This window comes from Roseibium sp. (assembly GCF_048260565.1).
In the GTDB taxonomy this organism is placed as follows: domain Bacteria; phylum Pseudomonadota; class Alphaproteobacteria; order Rhizobiales; family Stappiaceae; genus Roseibium.
This window is the reverse complement of record NZ_JBLXGP010000017.1, coordinates 60254-77536: the sequence shown is the minus strand read 5'-3', so window position 1 is coordinate 77536 and position 17283 is coordinate 60254. Positions and strand designations below refer to the sequence as shown.

The 17283-nt window shown below is 63.0% G+C and carries 16 protein-coding genes and 1 riboswitch; of the genes, 14 read left to right on the top strand and 2 right to left on the bottom strand.

Translation table 11 applies throughout. The features are described 5' to 3' along the window. Positions 1 to 98: 98 nt before the first annotated feature. From ACN0SO_RS24935 to ACN0SO_RS24870, 14 genes are all read left to right on the top strand, one after another. A complete protein-coding gene (locus ACN0SO_RS24935) occupies positions 99 to 1103 on the top strand; it encodes a class 1 fructose-bisphosphatase (RefSeq protein WP_417682241.1) in 1005 nt (334 codons plus the stop codon). 11 nt (positions 1104 to 1114) lie between these two features. Continuing rightward, positions 1115 to 1987, top strand: coding sequence for a phosphoribulokinase (locus ACN0SO_RS24930; protein ID WP_417682240.1), 873 nt, complete (start codon positions 1115 to 1117; stop codon positions 1985 to 1987). A 10-nt stretch (positions 1988 to 1997) separates the two neighbouring features. Beyond that, entirely contained in the window at positions 1998 to 3986 is a 1989-nt protein-coding gene (gene tkt, locus ACN0SO_RS24925; protein WP_417682238.1) for a transketolase, read from the top strand. A 31-nt stretch (positions 3987 to 4017) separates the two neighbouring features. Continuing rightward, on the top strand, positions 4018 to 5097 hold the full coding sequence (gene fba / locus ACN0SO_RS24920) for a class II fructose-bisphosphate aldolase (RefSeq protein WP_417682236.1): 1080 nt from the start codon (positions 4018 to 4020) through the stop codon (positions 5095 to 5097). A 56-nt stretch (positions 5098 to 5153) separates the two neighbouring features. Continuing rightward, positions 5154 to 6587: a form I ribulose bisphosphate carboxylase large subunit gene (locus tag ACN0SO_RS24915; RefSeq protein WP_417682235.1), complete on the top strand. Its 1434-nt coding sequence runs from the start codon at positions 5154 to 5156 to the stop codon at positions 6585 to 6587. Between the two features lie 47 nt (positions 6588 to 6634). Continuing rightward, positions 6635 to 6994, top strand: a complete 360-nt coding sequence (locus tag ACN0SO_RS24910) for a ribulose bisphosphate carboxylase small subunit (protein WP_190292538.1) — start codon at positions 6635 to 6637, stop codon at positions 6992 to 6994. An 81-nt stretch (positions 6995 to 7075) separates the two neighbouring features. Beyond that, positions 7076 to 7915, top strand: coding sequence for a CbbQ/NirQ/NorQ/GpvN family protein (locus ACN0SO_RS24905; RefSeq protein ID WP_417682233.1), 840 nt, complete (start codon positions 7076 to 7078; stop codon positions 7913 to 7915). Next, complete coding sequence (locus ACN0SO_RS24900; protein WP_417682231.1) at positions 7912 to 10242, top strand: nitric oxide reductase activation protein NorD; 2331 nt, start codon at positions 7912 to 7914, stop codon at positions 10240 to 10242. The genes ACN0SO_RS24905 and ACN0SO_RS24900 overlap by 4 nt, the downstream gene beginning before the upstream one ends. Positions 10243 to 10269: 27 nt before the next feature. Then, complete coding sequence (gene rpe / locus ACN0SO_RS24895; protein WP_417682229.1) at positions 10270 to 10956, top strand: ribulose-phosphate 3-epimerase; 687 nt, start codon at positions 10270 to 10272, stop codon at positions 10954 to 10956. A 36-nt stretch (positions 10957 to 10992) separates the two neighbouring features. Then, the gene (locus ACN0SO_RS24890; RefSeq protein ID WP_417682227.1) at positions 10993 to 12120 is read left to right on the top strand and encodes a pyridoxal-phosphate-dependent aminotransferase family protein; all 1128 of its coding nucleotides are present in this window, start codon (positions 10993 to 10995) and stop codon (positions 12118 to 12120) included. Positions 12121 to 12146: 26 nt separating this feature from the next. Beyond that, positions 12147 to 12704 carry a thioredoxin family protein gene (locus ACN0SO_RS24885; protein ID WP_417682225.1) on the top strand — a complete coding sequence of 186 codons (558 nt, stop codon included), beginning with the start codon at positions 12147 to 12149 and terminating at the stop codon, positions 12702 to 12704. Further along, entirely contained in the window at positions 12701 to 13411 is a 711-nt protein-coding gene (gene gph / locus ACN0SO_RS24880) for a phosphoglycolate phosphatase (RefSeq protein ID WP_417682223.1), read from the top strand. Before ACN0SO_RS24885 ends, gph begins: the two co-directional genes overlap by 4 nt. 139 nt (positions 13412 to 13550) lie before the next feature. Beyond that, the gene (locus ACN0SO_RS24875) at positions 13551 to 14123 is read left to right on the top strand and encodes an HAD-IA family hydrolase (RefSeq protein ID WP_417682221.1); all 573 of its coding nucleotides are present in this window, start codon (positions 13551 to 13553) and stop codon (positions 14121 to 14123) included. Between the two features lie 72 nt (positions 14124 to 14195). Further along, entirely contained in the window at positions 14196 to 14633 is a 438-nt protein-coding gene (locus tag ACN0SO_RS24870; protein WP_417682219.1) for a YqaA family protein, read from the top strand. Positions 14634 to 14644: 11 nt separating this feature from the next. Here ACN0SO_RS24870 and ACN0SO_RS24865 read toward each other — a convergent pair whose 3' ends face one another. Beyond that, a complete protein-coding gene (locus ACN0SO_RS24865) occupies positions 14645 to 16120 on the bottom strand; it encodes an SLC13 family permease (protein WP_417682217.1) in 1476 nt (491 codons plus the stop codon). Positions 16121 to 16292: 172 nt separating this feature from the next. Next, complete coding sequence (locus tag ACN0SO_RS24860) at positions 16293 to 16976, bottom strand: energy-coupling factor ABC transporter permease (protein ID WP_417682216.1); 684 nt, start codon at positions 16974 to 16976, stop codon at positions 16293 to 16295. Between the two features lie 52 nt (positions 16977 to 17028). After that, positions 17029 to 17242, bottom strand: a riboswitch (cobalamin riboswitch). Positions 17243 to 17283: the final 41 nt, after the last annotated feature.

The window sequence follows — 17283 nt, the reverse complement described above, 5'->3', positions numbered from 1 at the left end:
AGAAAAATTTAATCCGAGTTTCGAAAGTTTAAATTTTCCTAACAGTCGAAATCGGGAATATCAAGGCCAGTCACAAGAAAGGACGGGAGGCCTTGGCAATGACAATGACCGGCTACACGCCCCTGGAAGGCGTGCCGGAGCGGTTTCAGGCTCCGATGGATGCACTTTGCAAGGTCGCACGCGATCTCTCCAGAAAAATAGCGCTCGGCCCTTTGGCCGGCGAACTGGGTGCGGAGGTCGGCAGCAACCTCGGCGGCGATACCCAGAAGGCGCTCGACGTTCTCGCAGACGAAGCCTTTGTGGCCGCGCTGGCCGGGTCCGGCGTCCGCTGGTACGCCTCGGAAGAACGCGACGACGTTCTTCAAATCGATAACGACGGCGCATTGGCGCTGGCGATCGACCCGCTCGACGGCTCGTCCAACATCGACGTGAACGTCTCAATCGGAACGATCTTTTCCCTCTACGAGGCGAAGGGCGAGCCGGAAGCCTCCTTCCTGCGCCCGGCGACCGAACAGATCGCGGCAGGCTATTTCATTTACGGCCCGCAGACGGCGCTGATGGTCACATTCGGCGATGGCGTCCTGTACTATGTGCTCGACCCGGAAGACCGGGAGTTCAAGCTGGTCAATGCGGCTCTGACCATTCCCGCGAAGTCCACCGAATTCGCCATCAATGCGTCCAACTACCGGCACTGGTCCAAGCCGATCCGGGCCTATATCGACGACTGCCTGGCCGGCGATCAGGGGCCGAGGGCAAAGAACTTCAATATGCGCTGGGTCGCCTCCCTTGTAGCGGAGACCCATCGCATTCTGAGCCGGGGCGGGATCTTTCTCTATCCCGCTGATGCCCGTCCCGGCTATGAACACGGCCGCCTGCGCATGGTCTACGAATGCGCCCCGATCGCCATGCTGGTCGAACAGGCCGGCGGCAAGGCGACGACAGGCCCGGACCGGCTTCTGCCCCAGGCGGCGGAAACCCTGCACGGCCGCATCCCCCTGATCTTCGGGACGTCCGACAAGGTCGACCGCGTGGCGGCCTATTACGACCTGCCCGATCAGGAAGTGTCCGCCCTCTTCGGTTCCCGCGGTCTCTTTCGCGGCTAAGGAAATTTTCAATGTCCAAGAAACATCCGATCATTTCGGTCACGGGATCGTCCGGGGCCGGCACCACCACCGTCAAGACGACCTTCGACCAGATCTTCCGCCGCGAGGGCATCAATGCCGTGTCCATCGAGGGCGACGCCTTCCACCGCTATGACCGCATGGCGATGAAGGCCGAGCTGGACAAGCGCAAGGCAGCAGGCGAGGCGACCTTCAGCCACTTTTCCTATGACGCCAACGTGCTCGACAAGCTGGAGGAGGTGTTCCGCAGCTATTCGGAGACCGGCACCGGCGCGACCCGGCACTATGTCCACGACGAGGCCGAAGCGGAAAAATGGGGTGTCGCGCCGGGACACTTCACCGAGTGGGCGCCGTTCGAAGACGGTTCCGATCTTCTCTTTTATGAAGGGCTGCATGGCGCCGTCGTCAATGACGAGGTCAACCTGGCCGCCCTGGCGGACCTGAAGATCGGCGTTGTTCCGGTGATCAATCTGGAATGGATCCAGAAGATCCACCGGGACAAGGCGAGCCGAGGCTATACCACCGAGGCGGTCACGGACACGATCCTGCGCCGGATGCACGCCTATGTGCATTGCATCTGCCCGCAGTTCATCGAAACGGACGTCAACTTCCAGCGCGTGCCGGTGGTCGATACCTCCGATCCGTTCATTGCCCGCTGGATCCCGACAGCCGATGAAAGCCTGGTGGTGATCCGCTTCAAGAACCCGCGCGGCATCGACTTTCCCTATCTGACCTCGATGATCCACGACAGCTGGATGACGCGGGCAAATTCCATCGTCATTCCGGGCGGCAAGCTCGACCTGGCCATGCAGCTCATTTTCACGCCGATGGTCAATCGGCTAGTCCACGAATCCAAGCGTGCCTGAGGACATTCCGATGAACCAGCAAGCCAAGATCACCGCTTCCGAAGACCTGATGGCCAATGCCGTCCGTGCGCTCGCCATGGACGCGGTCCAGGCGGCCAACTCCGGCCATCCGGGCGCGCCCATGGGCCTTGCCGATGTCGCCACGGTCCTGTTCAGCCGCTTCATGACCGTCGATCCGTCGGATCACACCTGGCCTGACCGCGACCGTTTCGTGCTTTCCGCAGGCCATGGGTCGATGCTGATTTATGCGATCAACCACCTGCTCGGCTACGACGACATGGACATCGGGCAGGTCAGGAACTTCCGCCAGCTCGGATCGCGCACCGCCGGCCATCCGGAATACGGTCACGCCAAGGGCATCGAGACGACCACCGGTCCGCTCGGCCAGGGCATTTCCACCGCCGTCGGCATGGCGCTGGCGGAGCGCATGCACAACGCCCGCTTCGGCAACGGTCTCGTCGATCACTACACCTATGTGATCGCCGGCGACGGCTGCCTGATGGAAGGCATCAGCCACGAGGCCATAGACTTCGCAGGCCATCTCGGCCTGGGCCGGCTGATCCTCTTCTGGGACGACAACCGGATCACCATCGACGGCAAGACGGATCTGTCCACCTCCACCGACCAGAAGAAGCGGTTCGAAGCCGCCGGCTGGCATGTGCAATCCGTCGACGGTCATGACAAGGACGCCATCGCCAAGGCCATCGAAGCGGCCCGTGCGGATGAGCGGCCGTCCATGATCGCCTGCCGGACGGTGATCGGCTTCGGCGCGCCCAACAAGCAGGGCACATCGGCAACCCATGGGGCCCCTTTGGGCGCCGAGGAAATTGCCGCGGCCCGCGAAACCCTGCACTGGCCCCATCCTCCGTTCGAAATTCCGGACGAAGTCTACGCTGCATGGCGCAACATCGCCGAGCGCGGCGCGGCAAGGCGGGCGGAATGGACCGCACGCCTGGAAGCCTCTGCGCAGGCGAACGCATTCGAAGCGTCGCTCGACCTGCCGGACGGGAACGCTCTCGGTACGGCGATGACCGCCTACAAGGACAAACTGCTCGCTGACGCTCCGAAGGTCGCGACCCGCAAGGCCTCCGAAATGGCACTGGAGGTGATCAACGCGACCCTGCCGAACACCATCGGCGGCTCGGCCGATCTGACCGGCTCCAACAACACCCGCACCAAAGGCATGGTGCCGGTGAGCCGGGACAACTACGGCGGCGACTACATCCACTACGGCATTCGCGAGCACGGCATGGCCGCGGTGATGAACGGCATTTCGCTCCACGGTGGCTTCGTGCCCTATGGCGGCACCTTCCTGGTCTTTGCCGATTACTGCCGCCCGGCGATCCGCCTGTCGGCGCTGATGGAACAGCCGGTCACCTATGTCATGACCCATGATTCCATCGGTCTGGGCGAAGACGGGCCGACTCATCAGCCGGTCGAAACGCTGGCGGGTCTGCGTTCCATGCCGAACCTGAACGTCATCCGTCCGGCCGATGCGCTGGAGACGGCGGAAGCCTGGGAAATCGCCGTGGCTTCGCAAGCGACGCCGACCATGCTCTGCCTGTCGCGGCAGGGCCTGCCGATGGTGCGCAAGGAACGGTCGTCCGAAAACCTGACCGCCCGCGGCGCCTACCTCTTGCGCGATCCGGACCGGCGCGACGTCACCCTGATTGCCACCGGCTCGGAAGTCTCGCTGGCGCTGGACGCCGCCGACCTGCTTGCCGAAGACGGCATCCAGGCAGCGGTTGTCTCCGCTCCTTGCTTCGAACTCTTTGCGAAACAGCCGGCCGCCTACCGCGAAAAGGTGCTCGGCGCTGCGCCGCGGGTCGGCGTGGAAGCGGCTGTCGCCGACGGCTGGCACCGCTGGCTCGGCAGCTGGAGCGCCTTCGTCGGCATGGACGGCTTCGGCGCCTCCGCTCCGGCGGAGGACCTCTACGAACACTTCAACATCACTCCATCCGCGGTCGTGACGGCTGCGAAATCACTGCTATCCGCTTGATTTGACCTAACCTGACCGGGAGGACATGAAAATGGCGCTTATCACGCTTCGGCAATTGCTGGACCACGCCGCCGAGAACGACTACGGCGTTCCGGCCTTCAACATCAACAACATGGAACAGGGCCTCGCCATCCTGCGTGCGGCCAAGGCCTGCGACGCTCCGGTGATCCTGCAGGCGAGCCGCGGTGCGCGCTCCTACGCCGGCGACATCATGCTGCGCCATATGGTCGAGGCGCTCGCCGAGATGAACCCGGACATCCCGATCGTCATGCATCAGGATCACGGCAACAACGAAGCCACCTGCCTGTCGGCGATCCGCTACGGCTTTACCAGCGTGATGATGGACGGCTCGCTCGAGGAGGACATGAAGACGCCCGCCTCCTACGACTACAACGTCGCCATCACCAAACGCGTCACCCAGGCCGCCCATGCGGTCGGCGCCAGCGTCGAAGGCGAACTCGGTGTTCTGGGGTCGTTGGAAACCGGCGAGGCCGGCGAGGAAGACGGCTCCGGCGCGGTCGGCAAGCTCTCCCACGACCAGCTGCTCACCGACCCGGACCAGGCAGTCGACTTCGTGCTGGCAACCCGGTGCGATGCGCTGGCGATCGCCTGCGGCACCTCCCATGGCGCCTACAAGTTCTCCCGCAAGCCGGACGGCGAGATCCTGTCGATGAAGACCATCGAGGCGATCCATCAAAAACTACCTTCCACCCACCTGGTAATGCACGGCTCCTCGTCGGTGCCGCAGTACCTTCAGGACCTGATCAATTCCCACGGTGGCGACATGCCCCAGACCTACGGTGTGCCGGTTGAGGAGATCGAGCGCGGCATCAAGATCGGTGTGCGCAAGGTCAATATCGACACCGACTGCCGCATGGCCATGACCGGCCAGTTCCGCAAGGTGGCCGAGGAGAAAAAGGCAGAATTCGATCCGCGCAAGTTCCTCATCCCGGCGATGGATGAACTGGAAGCCCTGTGCGCCGATCGCTTCGAGCGCTTCGGCACCGCCGGCAACGCCTCAAAGATCAAGCCGCTTTCCCTGGACGAGATGGCCAAACGCTATGCCAGCGGCGCTCTCGATCCGCAGATCGCAACTTCCCGGGCCGCCTGACCGTCGCAGGAATACAGGCCTTTTCCAAAAGCACGAACAACCACGGGAATAGAACCATGAACGCTCATCAACCGTCCGGAAAATACTCTGCAGGCGTGAAGGAATATCGCGAGACCTATTGGGAGCCGAACTACACGCCCAAGGACAGCGACATCCTCGCCTGCTTCAAGATCACGCCGCAGGCCGGCGTGCCGCGCGAAGAAGCCGCGGCCGCTGTGGCCGCCGAATCTTCCACCGGCACCTGGACGACGGTCTGGACCGATCTCTTGACCGATCTGGAGTATTACAAGGGCCGCGCCTACGCCATCGAGGACGTGCCCGGCGACGACGAGAGCTACTACGCCTTCATCGCCTACCCGATGGGCCTGTTCGAGGAAGGCTCGGTCGTCAACGTCTTCACCTCGCTGGTCGGCAACGTGTTCGGCTTCAAGGCCGTCCGCGCCCTGCGCCTTGAGGATATCCGCTTCCCGCTTTGGTTCGTGGCGACCTGTGACGGCCCGCCCCACGGCATCCAGGTGGAACGCGACAAGCTCGACAAATACGGCCGTCCGTTCCTCGGCTGTACGATCAAGCCGAAGCTGGGTCTCTCGGCCAAGAACTACGGCCGTGCGGTGTACGAGGCGCTGCGTGGCGGCCTCGATTTCACCAAGGACGACGAGAACGTCAACTCGCAGCCCTTCATGCGCTGGCGCGACCGCTTCGAATTCTGCCAGGAAGCCATCGAAAAGGCCGAGGCCGAAACCGGTGAGCGCAAGGGCCACTACCTCAATGTCACCGCCCCCAACATCGAGGAGATGTACAAGCGCGCGGAATTCGCCAAGGAACTCGGCACGCCGATCATCATGTCGGATTACCTGACGCTGGGCTGGGCCGCGCAGGCGAGCCTGTCGCGCTGGTGCCGGGACAACGGCATGCTGCTTCACGTCCACCGCGCCATGCACGGCGTGATCGACCGCCATCCTAAGCACGGCATCAACTTCCGCGTCCTTGCAAAGATGCTCCGCCTGCTGGGCGGCGACCATCTGCACTCGGGCACGGTTGTCGGCAAGCTTGAGGGCGACCGCGCCGCAACGCTCGGCTGGATCGACCTGATGCGTGACAAGTTCGTCGCCGAAGACCGCTCCCGCGGCATCTTCTTCGACCAGGACTGGGGCCAGATGCCAGGCGTTCTGCCGGTGGCCTCCGGCGGCATCCACGTCTGGCACATGCCGGCATTGGTCGCAATTTTCGGCGACGACGCCTGCCTGCAGTTCGGCGGCGGCACCCTCGGTCACCCGTGGGGCAACGCAGCCGGCGCGGCGGCCAACCGCGTCGCGGTCGAGGCCTGCGTCAAGGCGCGCAACGAAGGCCGGGAGCTGGAAAAGGAAGGCAAGGACATCCTGACCGCCGCCGCCAAGCACAGCCCCGAACTGAAGATCGCCATGGAGACATGGAAAGAGATCAAGTTCGAGTTCGACACCGTCGACAAACTGGATGTCGCCCACCGCTGATCCGACAGCGAACACGATAACCAGGACCAATTTCGAGGAACCAAATCATGAGTGACGTACACGACTACAGCTCGAGACTGTCGGACCCCAACAGCCGCAAGATGGGGACCTTCTCCTACCTGCCTCCGCTGACGCCGGAAGAGCTGCGCAAGCAGGTGGAATACATCGTGGCCAAGGGCTGGAACCCGGCGATCGAACACACCGAGCCGGAAAACGCGTCTTCCAACTACTGGTACATGTGGAAGCTTCCCATGTTCGGCGAGACCGACGTCGACGCCATCTTCCAGGAAGTCGAGCTCTGCAAGACGGCCAACCCGGACAACCACGTCCGCCTGGTCGGCTACGACAACTTCAAGCAGACCCAGGGCACGTCCATGGTCGTGCACCGCGCCGAAATAAAGGCCTGATCCGGATAAGGGGCTGCGGTGTGCGCAGCCCCGTCCTCCCGACTTTCAAATCATTTGCTGACCGCCAGAGGGGTGTTGAACATGAGCGACATCGATCCCAAGCAGTTCCGTATCGAGACGGAACCCTATTACCGGCCGGTCGGAAACGAGATCGAACAGTTTTCCGCCGCCTATGACGTGCGCATGCCGGTTATGCTCAAGGGGCCGACCGGTTGCGGCAAGTCGCGCTTTGTCGAGTTCATGGCCTGGAAACTGAACAAGCCGCTGATCACGGTCGCCTGCAACGAGGACATGACCGCCTCCGACCTGATCGGCCGGTTCCTGCTCGATATCAACGGCACGAAATGGCAGGACGGCCCGCTCACCATCGCCGCCCGCATCGGCGCCATCTGCTATCTCGACGAGGTGGTCGAAGCCCGCCAGGACACCACGGTGGTGATCCACCCGCTGACCGACCACAGGCGTCAGTTGCCCTTGGAGAAAAAGGGCGAGGTGGTCAATGCCCATCCAGATTTCCAGGTGGTGATCTCCTATAACCCCGGCTACCAGTCGATGATGAAGGACCTGAAGCAGTCCACCAAGCAGCGCTTCGGCGCCATGTCGTTCGACTATCCCGCCAGCGCCGTGGAGGTCGAGATCGTCGCCCATGAAGCGGGTATCGACCGATCGGTCGCCGAACGGCTGGTCCAGGTGGCCGAGCGGTCGCGCAACCTGAAGGGCCACGGCCTGGACGAGGGCATGTCGACCCGCCTGCTGGTCTATGCCGGCCAGCTGATCGGGAAAGGGATCCCGGCCCAGGCGGCCTGCCAGATGGCGCTGGTCGAACCGCTCACCGACGATCTGGACATGCGCGATACCCTGCAGGCTGCGGTCAGCACCTTCTTTCCCAAACTTTCCAGCAGCGAAGATCAGGCGGCATGACGATCGATCTCGGCGACTATCGGGAAGAGCTGGTCAAGGCCGCTCCGGAACTCGAGGAGACCCTGGAAGGGCTCTTCCACGAGTCCGCTCGTCTCATGTCGCCGGCCGGTCTCAAGGACTATCTCGATGGCGCCCGGGCGCTGATTTCGCTGGGCAAGGGACCGAACCTGCTCGTCAGCTATCTCGATGAGATGCCCCAGGTGGTCAAGGAATGCGGCGAGGACGTCATTCGTGATGTCGTTGGCGCCACGCTGAAACTGTCCTCCATGGTGTCGGGCGAAATCCTGACGCTGATGATCTCGACCCTGCCCGGGGCTGCAAGGCGGTTCGGCGATGCCGATCTGCTGCGCGATTATCTGCAATTGCTGCACCGTCTGGCCGCCAGGGCACCGCGCGGCCTGCGGCCGATGTTCGGCGTCCTGGAGGAATTGCTGTCGAAGCTGACCTTGTCCGGCCTGCGCCGCTGGGTCGATTTCGGCGCCGAGGCCTACCGCCGCGATCTGCCCAAGCAAGCCGACTACTTCGGTCTGGTGAGCGAGGATTCCCGGGCCGTCTTGAAACAGGAGCGCCGGGGCACGCTCTTCATCGATTCCCAGCGCCGGCTGAATTTCTATCTGAGGGCGTTCTGGGCGCGCGATTTCTTTCTGCGCCCGAGTGCCGCCGACCATGCGGGGTTCCGCCCCTTCATCGAGGAAGGCGCCCTGCATCTGCCCGACGCGGTCGATCAACTGGGCGACGTCAGCGGCCTCGATCTCTACCGGGCCATGTGCGCCCACATGGCCGCGCATATCACCTCCTCCGACAAGGGATTGAGCCAGCAGGCGCTCAGCCCCGCCCAGATCTTCTTCGTCGGCATGCTGGAGGATGCCCGGGTCGAGCATTGCGCCATCAGGCAGTTCCCCGGTTTGCGCGATCTGTTTCGGTCCCTGATGCCGCAGTCGCCCAAAGGCCACTACGAACACGACACCATGTACCTCCTGGAGAAAACGGCGAAATCCCTGCTGCAGCCGGGGGTGAGGACCGGTGACCTGGCGATCGATTCGCTGGTCGAACAGTTTCACATCAACATTGGCGCCAACGAGCGCGAAACCATGTTCTCCTGGGGTCTGGGCGTCGAGCTTTACAATCTTCTGGCGGAGCGCCGCGCCGTTCCGAGCCTGCGCATCCTGGAAACGCTGAACATTCCCTATCGCGACGACAACCGCTTCGTCTGGACGATGGACGACTATGACTGGTCGGATAGCACGGCGTATCAGCCTGACCTTCAGCGGCAGGTTCGCCGCAATGTCGGGCTGATGGAATTCATCAACGAGGTGGATGTCGAAACCGCCGGGGACGACGCCCAGGAAGTCTGGGTACTGTCCTCCGAGCTCTTCCCTTATGAAGACGAAGGCGTTTCCTACAACGACATGGAAGGCAGGAAACCTGTCTCCGATCCGTTCCATTACGGGGAATGGGACTACAAGGTCCAATTGAACCGTCCGAGCTGGGCCACCGTCTACGAGCGCCGCCAGGGACGCGGCGACCCGGAGGCGATCGATGCCGTGTTGACCGCCCACAAGGGCATCAGCCACCGGATCAAACAGATCGTCGACCGGTTGCGGCCGCAGGGCATCACCCGGCAGCGGCGTCTGGAGGACGGCGACGAACTCGATATCAATGCCGCCGTGGATGCCATCGTCATGAGCCGGATCGGCATGCAGCCCGATCCGCGCATCACCATGCGCAATGTCATCAACCGGCGCGACCTGGCGGTGGTGATCCTGCTGGACTTGTCGGAATCCACCAATGAAACGGTGCGCGGCGCGGACAAGACGGTGCTGGAGCTGACTCGCGATGCCTCGGCTCTGCTGGCCAGTGCCATCAACGGCATCGGTGACCCCTTCGCCATCCACGGCTTTGCCTCCGACGGCCGCCACGATGTCCAGTACTACCGGTTCAAGGATTTCGACCAGCGCCTCGATGCGGACGTGAAAAGCCGGCTGGCGGGTATGAAGGGTGGTCTTTCCACCCGGATGGGTGCGGCCATGCGTCATGCCGCCCATCATCTCGCGCAACGCAGCGAACAGCACAAGCTGCTGCTGATCGTCACCGACGGCGAGCCTGCCGATATCGACGAACGCGATCCGCAGTATCTGAGAATGGATGCAAAAAAAGCCACGGCGGAGCTGCAGCGCATGGGGATTACCAGCTACTGCCTGACCCTGGATCCGGAAGCGGATCGCTATGTCTCGCGGATCTTCGGGTCCAACAACTACACGATCGTCGACCAGGTGGAGCGCCTGCCGGAAAAGCTGCCGAGCCTGTTCGCCAATCTCACGAAATAGACGGTTTCAATCGGGAGGGTCACACCCATGACATCCAACACCATTATCGCTCCGTCCGTGCTGTCGGCGGATTTCTCCAGGCTCGGGGACGAGATCGAGGCTGTCGTTCGCGCAGGCGCGGACTGGATCCATCTCGATGTCATGGACGGTCATTTCGTTCCGAACATCACCTTCGGACCCCAGATCATCAAGGCGGTGCGGGACCGGACGGACAAGGTGTTTGACTGCCACTTGATGATCGAGCCCTGCGACCCCTTTATCGAAGCCTTTGCCGATGCCGGCTGCGACATCATCACCGTGCATGCGGAGGCGACGACCCATCTCGACCGGTCGCTGCAGGCGATCCGCAATCTCGGCAAAAAGGCAGGCGTCTCCCTCAATCCGTCGACACCGGAGAACGTGATCGAATACGTTCTCGACCGGCTGGACCTGGTGCTGCTGATGACCGTCAACCCCGGCTTCGGCGGTCAGGCCTTCATTCCGTCGGTGGTGGAGAAGGTCCGGCGGATCAAGGAGATGATTGGCGACCGGCCGATCGACATCGAGATCGACGGCGGCGTGACGCCGGAAACCGCGCCTCTGGTCGCGGCCGCGGGCGCCAATGTCCTTGTTGCCGGATCGGCCGTGTTCAAGGGCGGTGAGGAGGCTGCCTACCGGTCCAACATCGCGGCGATCCGGACTGCGGCGGATGGCGCCCTCGAACAAGCGGCCTGAATGGACTAAACGGACGGGCATAAAAGGAGGAAAACCATGCTGATACCGACCCGACTGCTGATGGGGCCTGGCCCTTCGAATGTTTCTTCTGACGTCCTGTCCGCCCTCGCGCAGCCGACGATCGGTCATCTGGATCCGGTCTTCCAGACCATGATGGAAGAGGTGAAGGACCTGCTCCGTTATGCGTTCCGGACGAAGAACGCCATGACCTTCCCGGTCTCGGCACCCGCATCGCTTGCCATGGAAGCGGCTCTCGTCAATCTGCTGGAGCCGGGCGATATGGCGATCATCGCCCAGAACGGGGTCTTCGGCGGCCGCATGGCGGAAATCGCCGAGCGGGCCGGTGCCACCGTCATGCTGCTCTCGTTCGAATGGGGCAAGCCCATCTGCAATGAAACCGTGGCTCACGCGGTCAAGGCCAACCCGCACGCCAAGCTGCTCGCCTTCGTCCATGCCGAAACCTCCACCGGTGTCGAATCCGATGCAGCGGAGCTGTGCCGGATCGCCCGCGAGGCCGGCATGCTGAGCGTGGTCGATACGGTCACCGGCCTGGGCGGTATTCCCGTCGCCGTCGACGACTGGGGCGCCGACGTCGTTTATTCCGGCACCCAGAAGTGCCTCTCGGTTCCCCCCGGCCTGGCGCCGATCACCTTCTCCGACAAGGCGGTCGAAGTTATCAAGAACCGCAGGCGTAAGGTCCAGTCCTGGTTCTGCGACCTGAACCTGGTGCTCGGCTACTGGTCCGGCGAGGGCGGGCGTTCCTATCACCACACCGCGCCGGTCAATGCGATCTACGGCCTCCACCAGGGCCTTGCCGATCTCAAGGTGGAAGGGCTGGAGGCAAGCTGGGCCCGCCACCGCGCCATGCACGACCGGTTGGCGAAGGGCCTGGAAGACCTCGGTCTGGAGTTGCTGGTCGAAGTGCGGCACCGGCTGCCGCAGCTCAATCCGGTCATGGTGCCGGCCGATGTGGACGAAGCCTTCGTCCGCTCCCGCCTGCTCGCGGATCATGATATTGAGATCGGCGCCGGGCTCGGTTCGCTCGCCGGCAAGGTCTGGCGCATCGGCCTCATGGGGCAGACCGCGCAGGCGGAAAACGTCGACCGGCTGATTGCCGCCCTTGGCTCCGTTCTGGCGGAGGCTCGGCAGCGCGCGGTCGCTTGATGGATGAATGAGAGGGAGCTTGAACAATGGCAGCGATACCACCGGTCTGCGACTTCGGATGGAAAGCACCGGAGTTCAAACTCCCGGCGACCGACGGGCGGGTCCTGGGCCTGTCCGATATCAGGGGGGCGAAAGGCACCCTGATCATGTTCATCTGCAATCACTGTCCCTATGTGCTTGCCGTGCGCGACCGGATCATCCGGGATGCGCGCGACTTGACTGCCATGGGCGTCGGCGTTGTCGCAATCAGTTCAAACGATGCTGATACCTATCCGCGCGACAGCTTCGAGAATATGCGCAAGGTCGCCGAGGAAGAGAATTTTCCGTTTCCCTATCTCTATGACGAAGACCAGTCGGTGGCGCGCGCCTATGATGCGGTGTGTACGCCGGACTTCTTCGGCTTCAATGCGGATCTCGAACTGCAGTACCGGGGGCGGCTCGATGCCTCCCGCAAAGGGGCCGGCCCGGCCGATCTGCGCCGGGACCTTTTCGAGGCGATGAAACAGGTGGTAGAGACGGGAGAAGGCCCGCGGGAACAGATCCCCTCCATGGGCTGCTCCATCAAATGGAAGGAAACTGCGTGAATAAGGTTTTCGGAACCTCGGGAGATCGCTGCGGCTGGCCCCAGGCAATGCTGTTCGATCTGGATGGAACTCTGATCGATTCGGTTGCCGACATCGCCACATCGGTCAATATTTTGCTGGCTAAGGAAAGCCTTCCACCGCTCACGGTCGATGAGGTTCGAGCCATGATCGGCAACGGCATGGCGAAGCTCGTGGAACGGGCCTTCAAGGCGCGCGGGATCGATCTTGAAGGCGATAGACTGACTGATATGACCGCCCGCATGATGGACATCTACAAGGATCATCTGACCGAAGAGACGATCCTTCTGGATGGCGCCGAAGACATGCTGCGCGCCTATTCTGTTGCGGGCATCAGGATCGCCGTCGTCACCAACAAACCTGAAGCCTTTTCCCGGCGTATCCTGGACCATTTCGGCCTGGGCGCTATCGTCAATTGCGTGGTCGGCGGCGATACCGGACCTGCACGCAAGCCCGCGCCGGACATGCTGCTGCACGCGGTCGCGGAAATGGACCTGCATGCCTCGCGGGCGCTTATGGTCGGCGACAGTCCGGCGGATATCGGTGCAGCCGTTGCCGCCGGCATGGTCTCCGTTGCCGTTCGCGGCGGCTATACGACCGTTCCGGTCGAGGAACTGGGTGCCGACGTGGTCATCGACAGCCTGCGCCAGCTTCCCGCTGCCATCGAGAAGCTGAAAGAGCCAGCCTGACATGCCGGTGCAGGCGCTGATTTTCGATGTGGACGGCACCCTGGCGGAAACCGAAGAGCTGCACCGCTTCGCCTTCAACCGGGCTTTCGCGGATGCCGGAATTTCCTGGTTCTAGAGCCGGACGGTCTATGGCCGTCTGTTGAAGGTCACCGGCGGACGGGAACGGATTCTGGCTTATGCCGAGGAAACCGGAACGCCTGGAATCGACGCGGTCGCGCTCCACAAGGCGAAGACCGGTTTCTACAAGGACGCCATGACTGAGAGCGCGATTGCGCTACGCGACGGTGTCGAGCGTCTGATCGGGCGGGCGCTGAAACAGGGGTTGGCGCTGGGCATCGCGACGACCACCAGCCGGAGCAATGTCGACTGTCTTTTCCGCGCGACTTTGGGTGCGGACACGCTCAATCGTTTCCACTCCGTGCGCACAGGAGAGGACGTCAGCGTCAAGAAGCCGGACCCTGAGGTTTACCGGCTCGTCCTTGAAGACCTGGGTCTCAATGCGGCCGATGCAATCGCTTTCGAGGATTCGGCCAACGGCCTGAAGGCGGCAAAGGGACTTGGCATTCCAACCGTCATCACGCCGGGGATCTATACCGCAGAAGACGACTTTACGGCCGCGGACTGCGTTCTGGCCAGTCTCGATCACCTGTTCACGCCGCAGGCCAATTCGGCGCACTGCTGGACGGCCTTGTTTCCGTCCGGTTTCCAATAATCGTCGCCGTCCCTTTCCAGATCTTGTCTTCCTGCGCTATGCGTGAGGAACACGCGCGGGAGTTCATCGGTCATGCTGGAAGGTCTGGGGCTGCTCGGCCTGTTCCTGGTTTCCTTTCTGGCGGCGACGGTGTTTCCGGCGCAGTCGGAAGCGCTTCTCGGCGGCCTGTTGCTCGCCGGAACCTATTCGCCGGTGACGCTTGTGATCGTTGCCAGCGTCGGCAACACGCTCGGATCGGTGGTGAACTGGCTGCTCGGCCGGGCCGTTGAGAAATTCAGCGACCGGCGCTGGTTTCCGGTCAAACACCGACAGCTGGAACGCGCCTCGCGCTGGTATCACAAATACGGGCGCTGGAGCCTGTTGATGAGCTGGGCGCCCTTCGTCGGCGATCCGCTGACGGTTGCCGCAGGCGTGCTGCGCGAACCCTTCTGGAGCTTCTTTCTCCTCGTGGCGATCGCCAAGACCGGACGCTACATCCTTCTTGCGGCGGTCGTTCTCAATTTCATTTAGAGCATCGGGCGCTAAAGCCCGAACACCCACCGGCCGATGGTGGCGGCAATGACGAACACCACGGCGATGCTGACGATATCGAGCAGAGCGCCGGCGCGCAGCATCTGTTGCGAGGTCACAGCACCCGACCCATAGACGATCGCATTGGGCGGGGTGGCGACCGGCAGCATGAAGCCGAGCGAGGCGGCCAGCACCACCGGCAGGGCGAGCGTCAGCGGATCCGCACCCATGCCGACGGCGGCAGCGCCCGCGACCGGCAGGAAGACGGCGGCCATGGCCGTGTTGGACGCCAGTTCTCCCAGGTAGACGACCACCACCATGACCGCGAGGATCAGCACATTGGCGGGCAAGGATTGAAGCGCGCTCATCCCGGCGCCGATCCAGTCGGCCAGTCCGGTGCTGGCTATCGCGCCGGCCAGGGACAAGCCGCCGCCGAACAGGATCAGGACGTCCCAGCGCAAGCTCTTGATGTCGTTCCATTCCAGCAGGAAACGCCCTTCGGACCAGCGATCGGGAAGGACGAACAGGGCGAGCGCCCCGATCATGGCAATGCCCGCATCCGAAAGCGGCAGGCCGGGGATAAGGTCGGCAAGGAGCGGCCGCGTCAGCCACAACAGTGCGACGACGACCATGACACCGGCAACCGTGTATTCCTGCCGCGACATCGGCCCCAGCTCCTCGGTTTCGCCGGATCCCGATGTGAGAGCCGTCTCCGGGAAGAAGGAAGGAACCTTGAAGGTCACCTTCGTCAACAGAAGCCAGGTCAGGGGCAGGAGCACCAGCACAACCGGAATGCCCACCAGCATCCATTCGGCGAAGCCGATGCGGATGTCATAGGTCTCCAGCAGAAAGCCGGCAAGGAGCGCGTTCGGCGGGGTGCCGATCAGGGTGCCCATGCCGCCGATGGTCGCGCCATAGGCGATTGCGAGCATCAGCGCCGGGGCGAAGGTGTTCCGCGGGTCGTCGGGACGGCCGGAATTTTCGCTGCACAGGGTGGTCACGATCGACTGGGCGATCGGCAGCATGACCATGGAGGTCGCGGTGTTGCTCACCCACATGCTCAGGAAGGCCGTGATCCCCATCATGCCGGCGACGATCGCGGGCGGGCTCTCGCCGACCCGGCGCAGGACCGTCAGCGCAAGGCGTCGGTGAAGCTGCCAGCGTTCCAGTCCCCTGGCCAGAATAAAGCCGCCGAGAAACAGGAAGATCAGGGGATTGGCATAGGACTGTGCGGCGTCGTCGAAGGAACTGATCCCGAGCAGGGGAAACAGCACCAGCGGCACGAGCGCCGTCGCCGCCAGCGGCAGGGCCTCGCTCATCCACCAGATCGCCATCAGCAACCCGACACCCGCCACCGCCCAGCCCTCGGCCGTCAGGCCCTGCGGATGCGGCAGAATCAGCATCGCGCCGAGGGCGATCAGTCCGCCAAGCAGACCGGCCTTTTTCTCGGTCACGGCAAGAGAGGTCGGGGAAGAATCAGTAGGCATCGTCCTGGCCAGTTGGTTGCGGTCGGTCGTGTTGAGATCGACAACACGACAGCAACCTAAGAGGTGACGGACGCGGACGCCAGCACAGGTGCCGGGCTTTTTTCAAAAGGATGCAACAAAAAGCCCCGGCAGCCGAGCTGCCGGGGCCTGTCCTGTTCAACCGGTGCGGAGTTCAGGCCGCAGCGTTGAAAACGCGATTGGAAAAGACCGGAGATGCCTTCAGGCCCGAGAGGGTCTTGGCACCGGCCAGAACGCCGAGATCGGCGAGCGGTTCGATCAGGACGACCAGCATGTAAGCCGCACCGAAGGAGGTGACGGACGCGATGTTTCCCGCGCCGAAGCCCTGTCCGTAGAACGCCCAGAAGGCGACCCAGGCGACGATGCCGCCCTGATAGGCGGTCGAAAGCACCAGAGCCTGTTTGTATTCGATGTTCACGTAAGGCGTGTCGGCCGGGATGATGCGCTTGGCGATCTGGCTGATGGCGAACAGCGGCACCAGCAGCGTGGTGACGTTGATGCCGTATTGCGGCAGATCGAACGGCGCGAAGAACAGGCCCTGCAGGAGAAGACCCGCGGCCAGGCCGATCGCTGCCGGCCCGGCGCCGAACATCAGGTAAATGGTCGAGCCGAGAATCAGGTGCACTTCCGAGACGCCGACCGGGTAGTGCGGAAGGATCTGGAAGAAGCTGAAGACGAGGGCGGTTGCCAGAACGCCGCGGCTGACAAGGGCGGACACTCCGCCGTCGTTGCGCACCGTGTTGAAGGCGGATTTGGCTGCGAGGCCAAGCGAGGCCGCCGCCGTTGCGTAGCTCAGGACGATCTTGGCACCGTCGACGATGCCGGGTTCGATATGCATGTTTTTCTCCTTTCCACACCCGCCGTGTGGGAGGCTTTTCAAGAAGGCGCGGGCGCGCCGGTTCGCCGATGGCAGGTCTCCTGGCTTGCGGCTCATCACCTTGCCCGCCTTCCCGGTTATCGAAAACCAGTGGCCGTTGGGCTTGGCGAGCCGCTCACAGTTGCGGGGGCAGCCACGGTCTTGGTCCCTGCTGGGTACGCCGCACCGTGTTCCCTTTTCATCCGCCGCGTCTTTTGCTTGGCGGAACCATCGGCGCCAAAGGTGCTGGAAAGGGAGAACGCTTGCAAGCTTTTTTGCGTCGGTTCCG

What these genes read in the sequence shown, in the direction of transcription:
- ACN0SO_RS24935 (WP_417682241.1), top strand. Translation starts at nt 99, where the DNA reads ATGACAATGACCGGCTACACGCCCCTGGAAGGCGTGCCGGAGCGGTTT.
- ACN0SO_RS24930 (WP_417682240.1), top strand. Translation starts at nt 1,115, where the DNA reads ATGTCCAAGAAACATCCGATCATTTCGGTCACGGGATCGTCCGGGGCC.
- ACN0SO_RS24870 (WP_417682219.1), top strand. Translation starts at nt 14,196, where the DNA reads ATGCTGGAAGGTCTGGGGCTGCTCGGCCTGTTCCTGGTTTCCTTTCTG.
- ACN0SO_RS24890 (WP_417682227.1), top strand. Translation starts at nt 10,993, where the DNA reads ATGCTGATACCGACCCGACTGCTGATGGGGCCTGGCCCTTCGAATGTT.
- ACN0SO_RS24910 (WP_190292538.1), top strand. Translation starts at nt 6,635, where the DNA reads ATGAGTGACGTACACGACTACAGCTCGAGACTGTCGGACCCCAACAGC.
- ACN0SO_RS24900 (WP_417682231.1), top strand. Translation starts at nt 7,912, where the DNA reads ATGACGATCGATCTCGGCGACTATCGGGAAGAGCTGGTCAAGGCCGCT.
- rpe (WP_417682229.1), top strand. Translation starts at nt 10,270, where the DNA reads ATGACATCCAACACCATTATCGCTCCGTCCGTGCTGTCGGCGGATTTC.
- tkt (WP_417682238.1), top strand. Translation starts at nt 1,998, where the DNA reads ATGAACCAGCAAGCCAAGATCACCGCTTCCGAAGACCTGATGGCCAAT.
- ACN0SO_RS24865 (WP_417682217.1), bottom strand. Translation starts at nt 16,120, where the DNA reads ATGCCTACTGATTCTTCCCCGACCTCTCTTGCCGTGACCGAGAAAAAG.
- ACN0SO_RS24885 (WP_417682225.1), top strand. Translation starts at nt 12,147, where the DNA reads ATGGCAGCGATACCACCGGTCTGCGACTTCGGATGGAAAGCACCGGAG.
- ACN0SO_RS24915 (WP_417682235.1), top strand. Translation starts at nt 5,154, where the DNA reads ATGAACGCTCATCAACCGTCCGGAAAATACTCTGCAGGCGTGAAGGAA.
- ACN0SO_RS24860 (WP_417682216.1), bottom strand. Translation starts at nt 16,976, where the DNA reads ATGCATATCGAACCCGGCATCGTCGACGGTGCCAAGATCGTCCTGAGC.
- ACN0SO_RS24905 (WP_417682233.1), top strand. Translation starts at nt 7,076, where the DNA reads ATGAGCGACATCGATCCCAAGCAGTTCCGTATCGAGACGGAACCCTAT.
- fba (WP_417682236.1), top strand. Translation starts at nt 4,018, where the DNA reads ATGGCGCTTATCACGCTTCGGCAATTGCTGGACCACGCCGCCGAGAAC.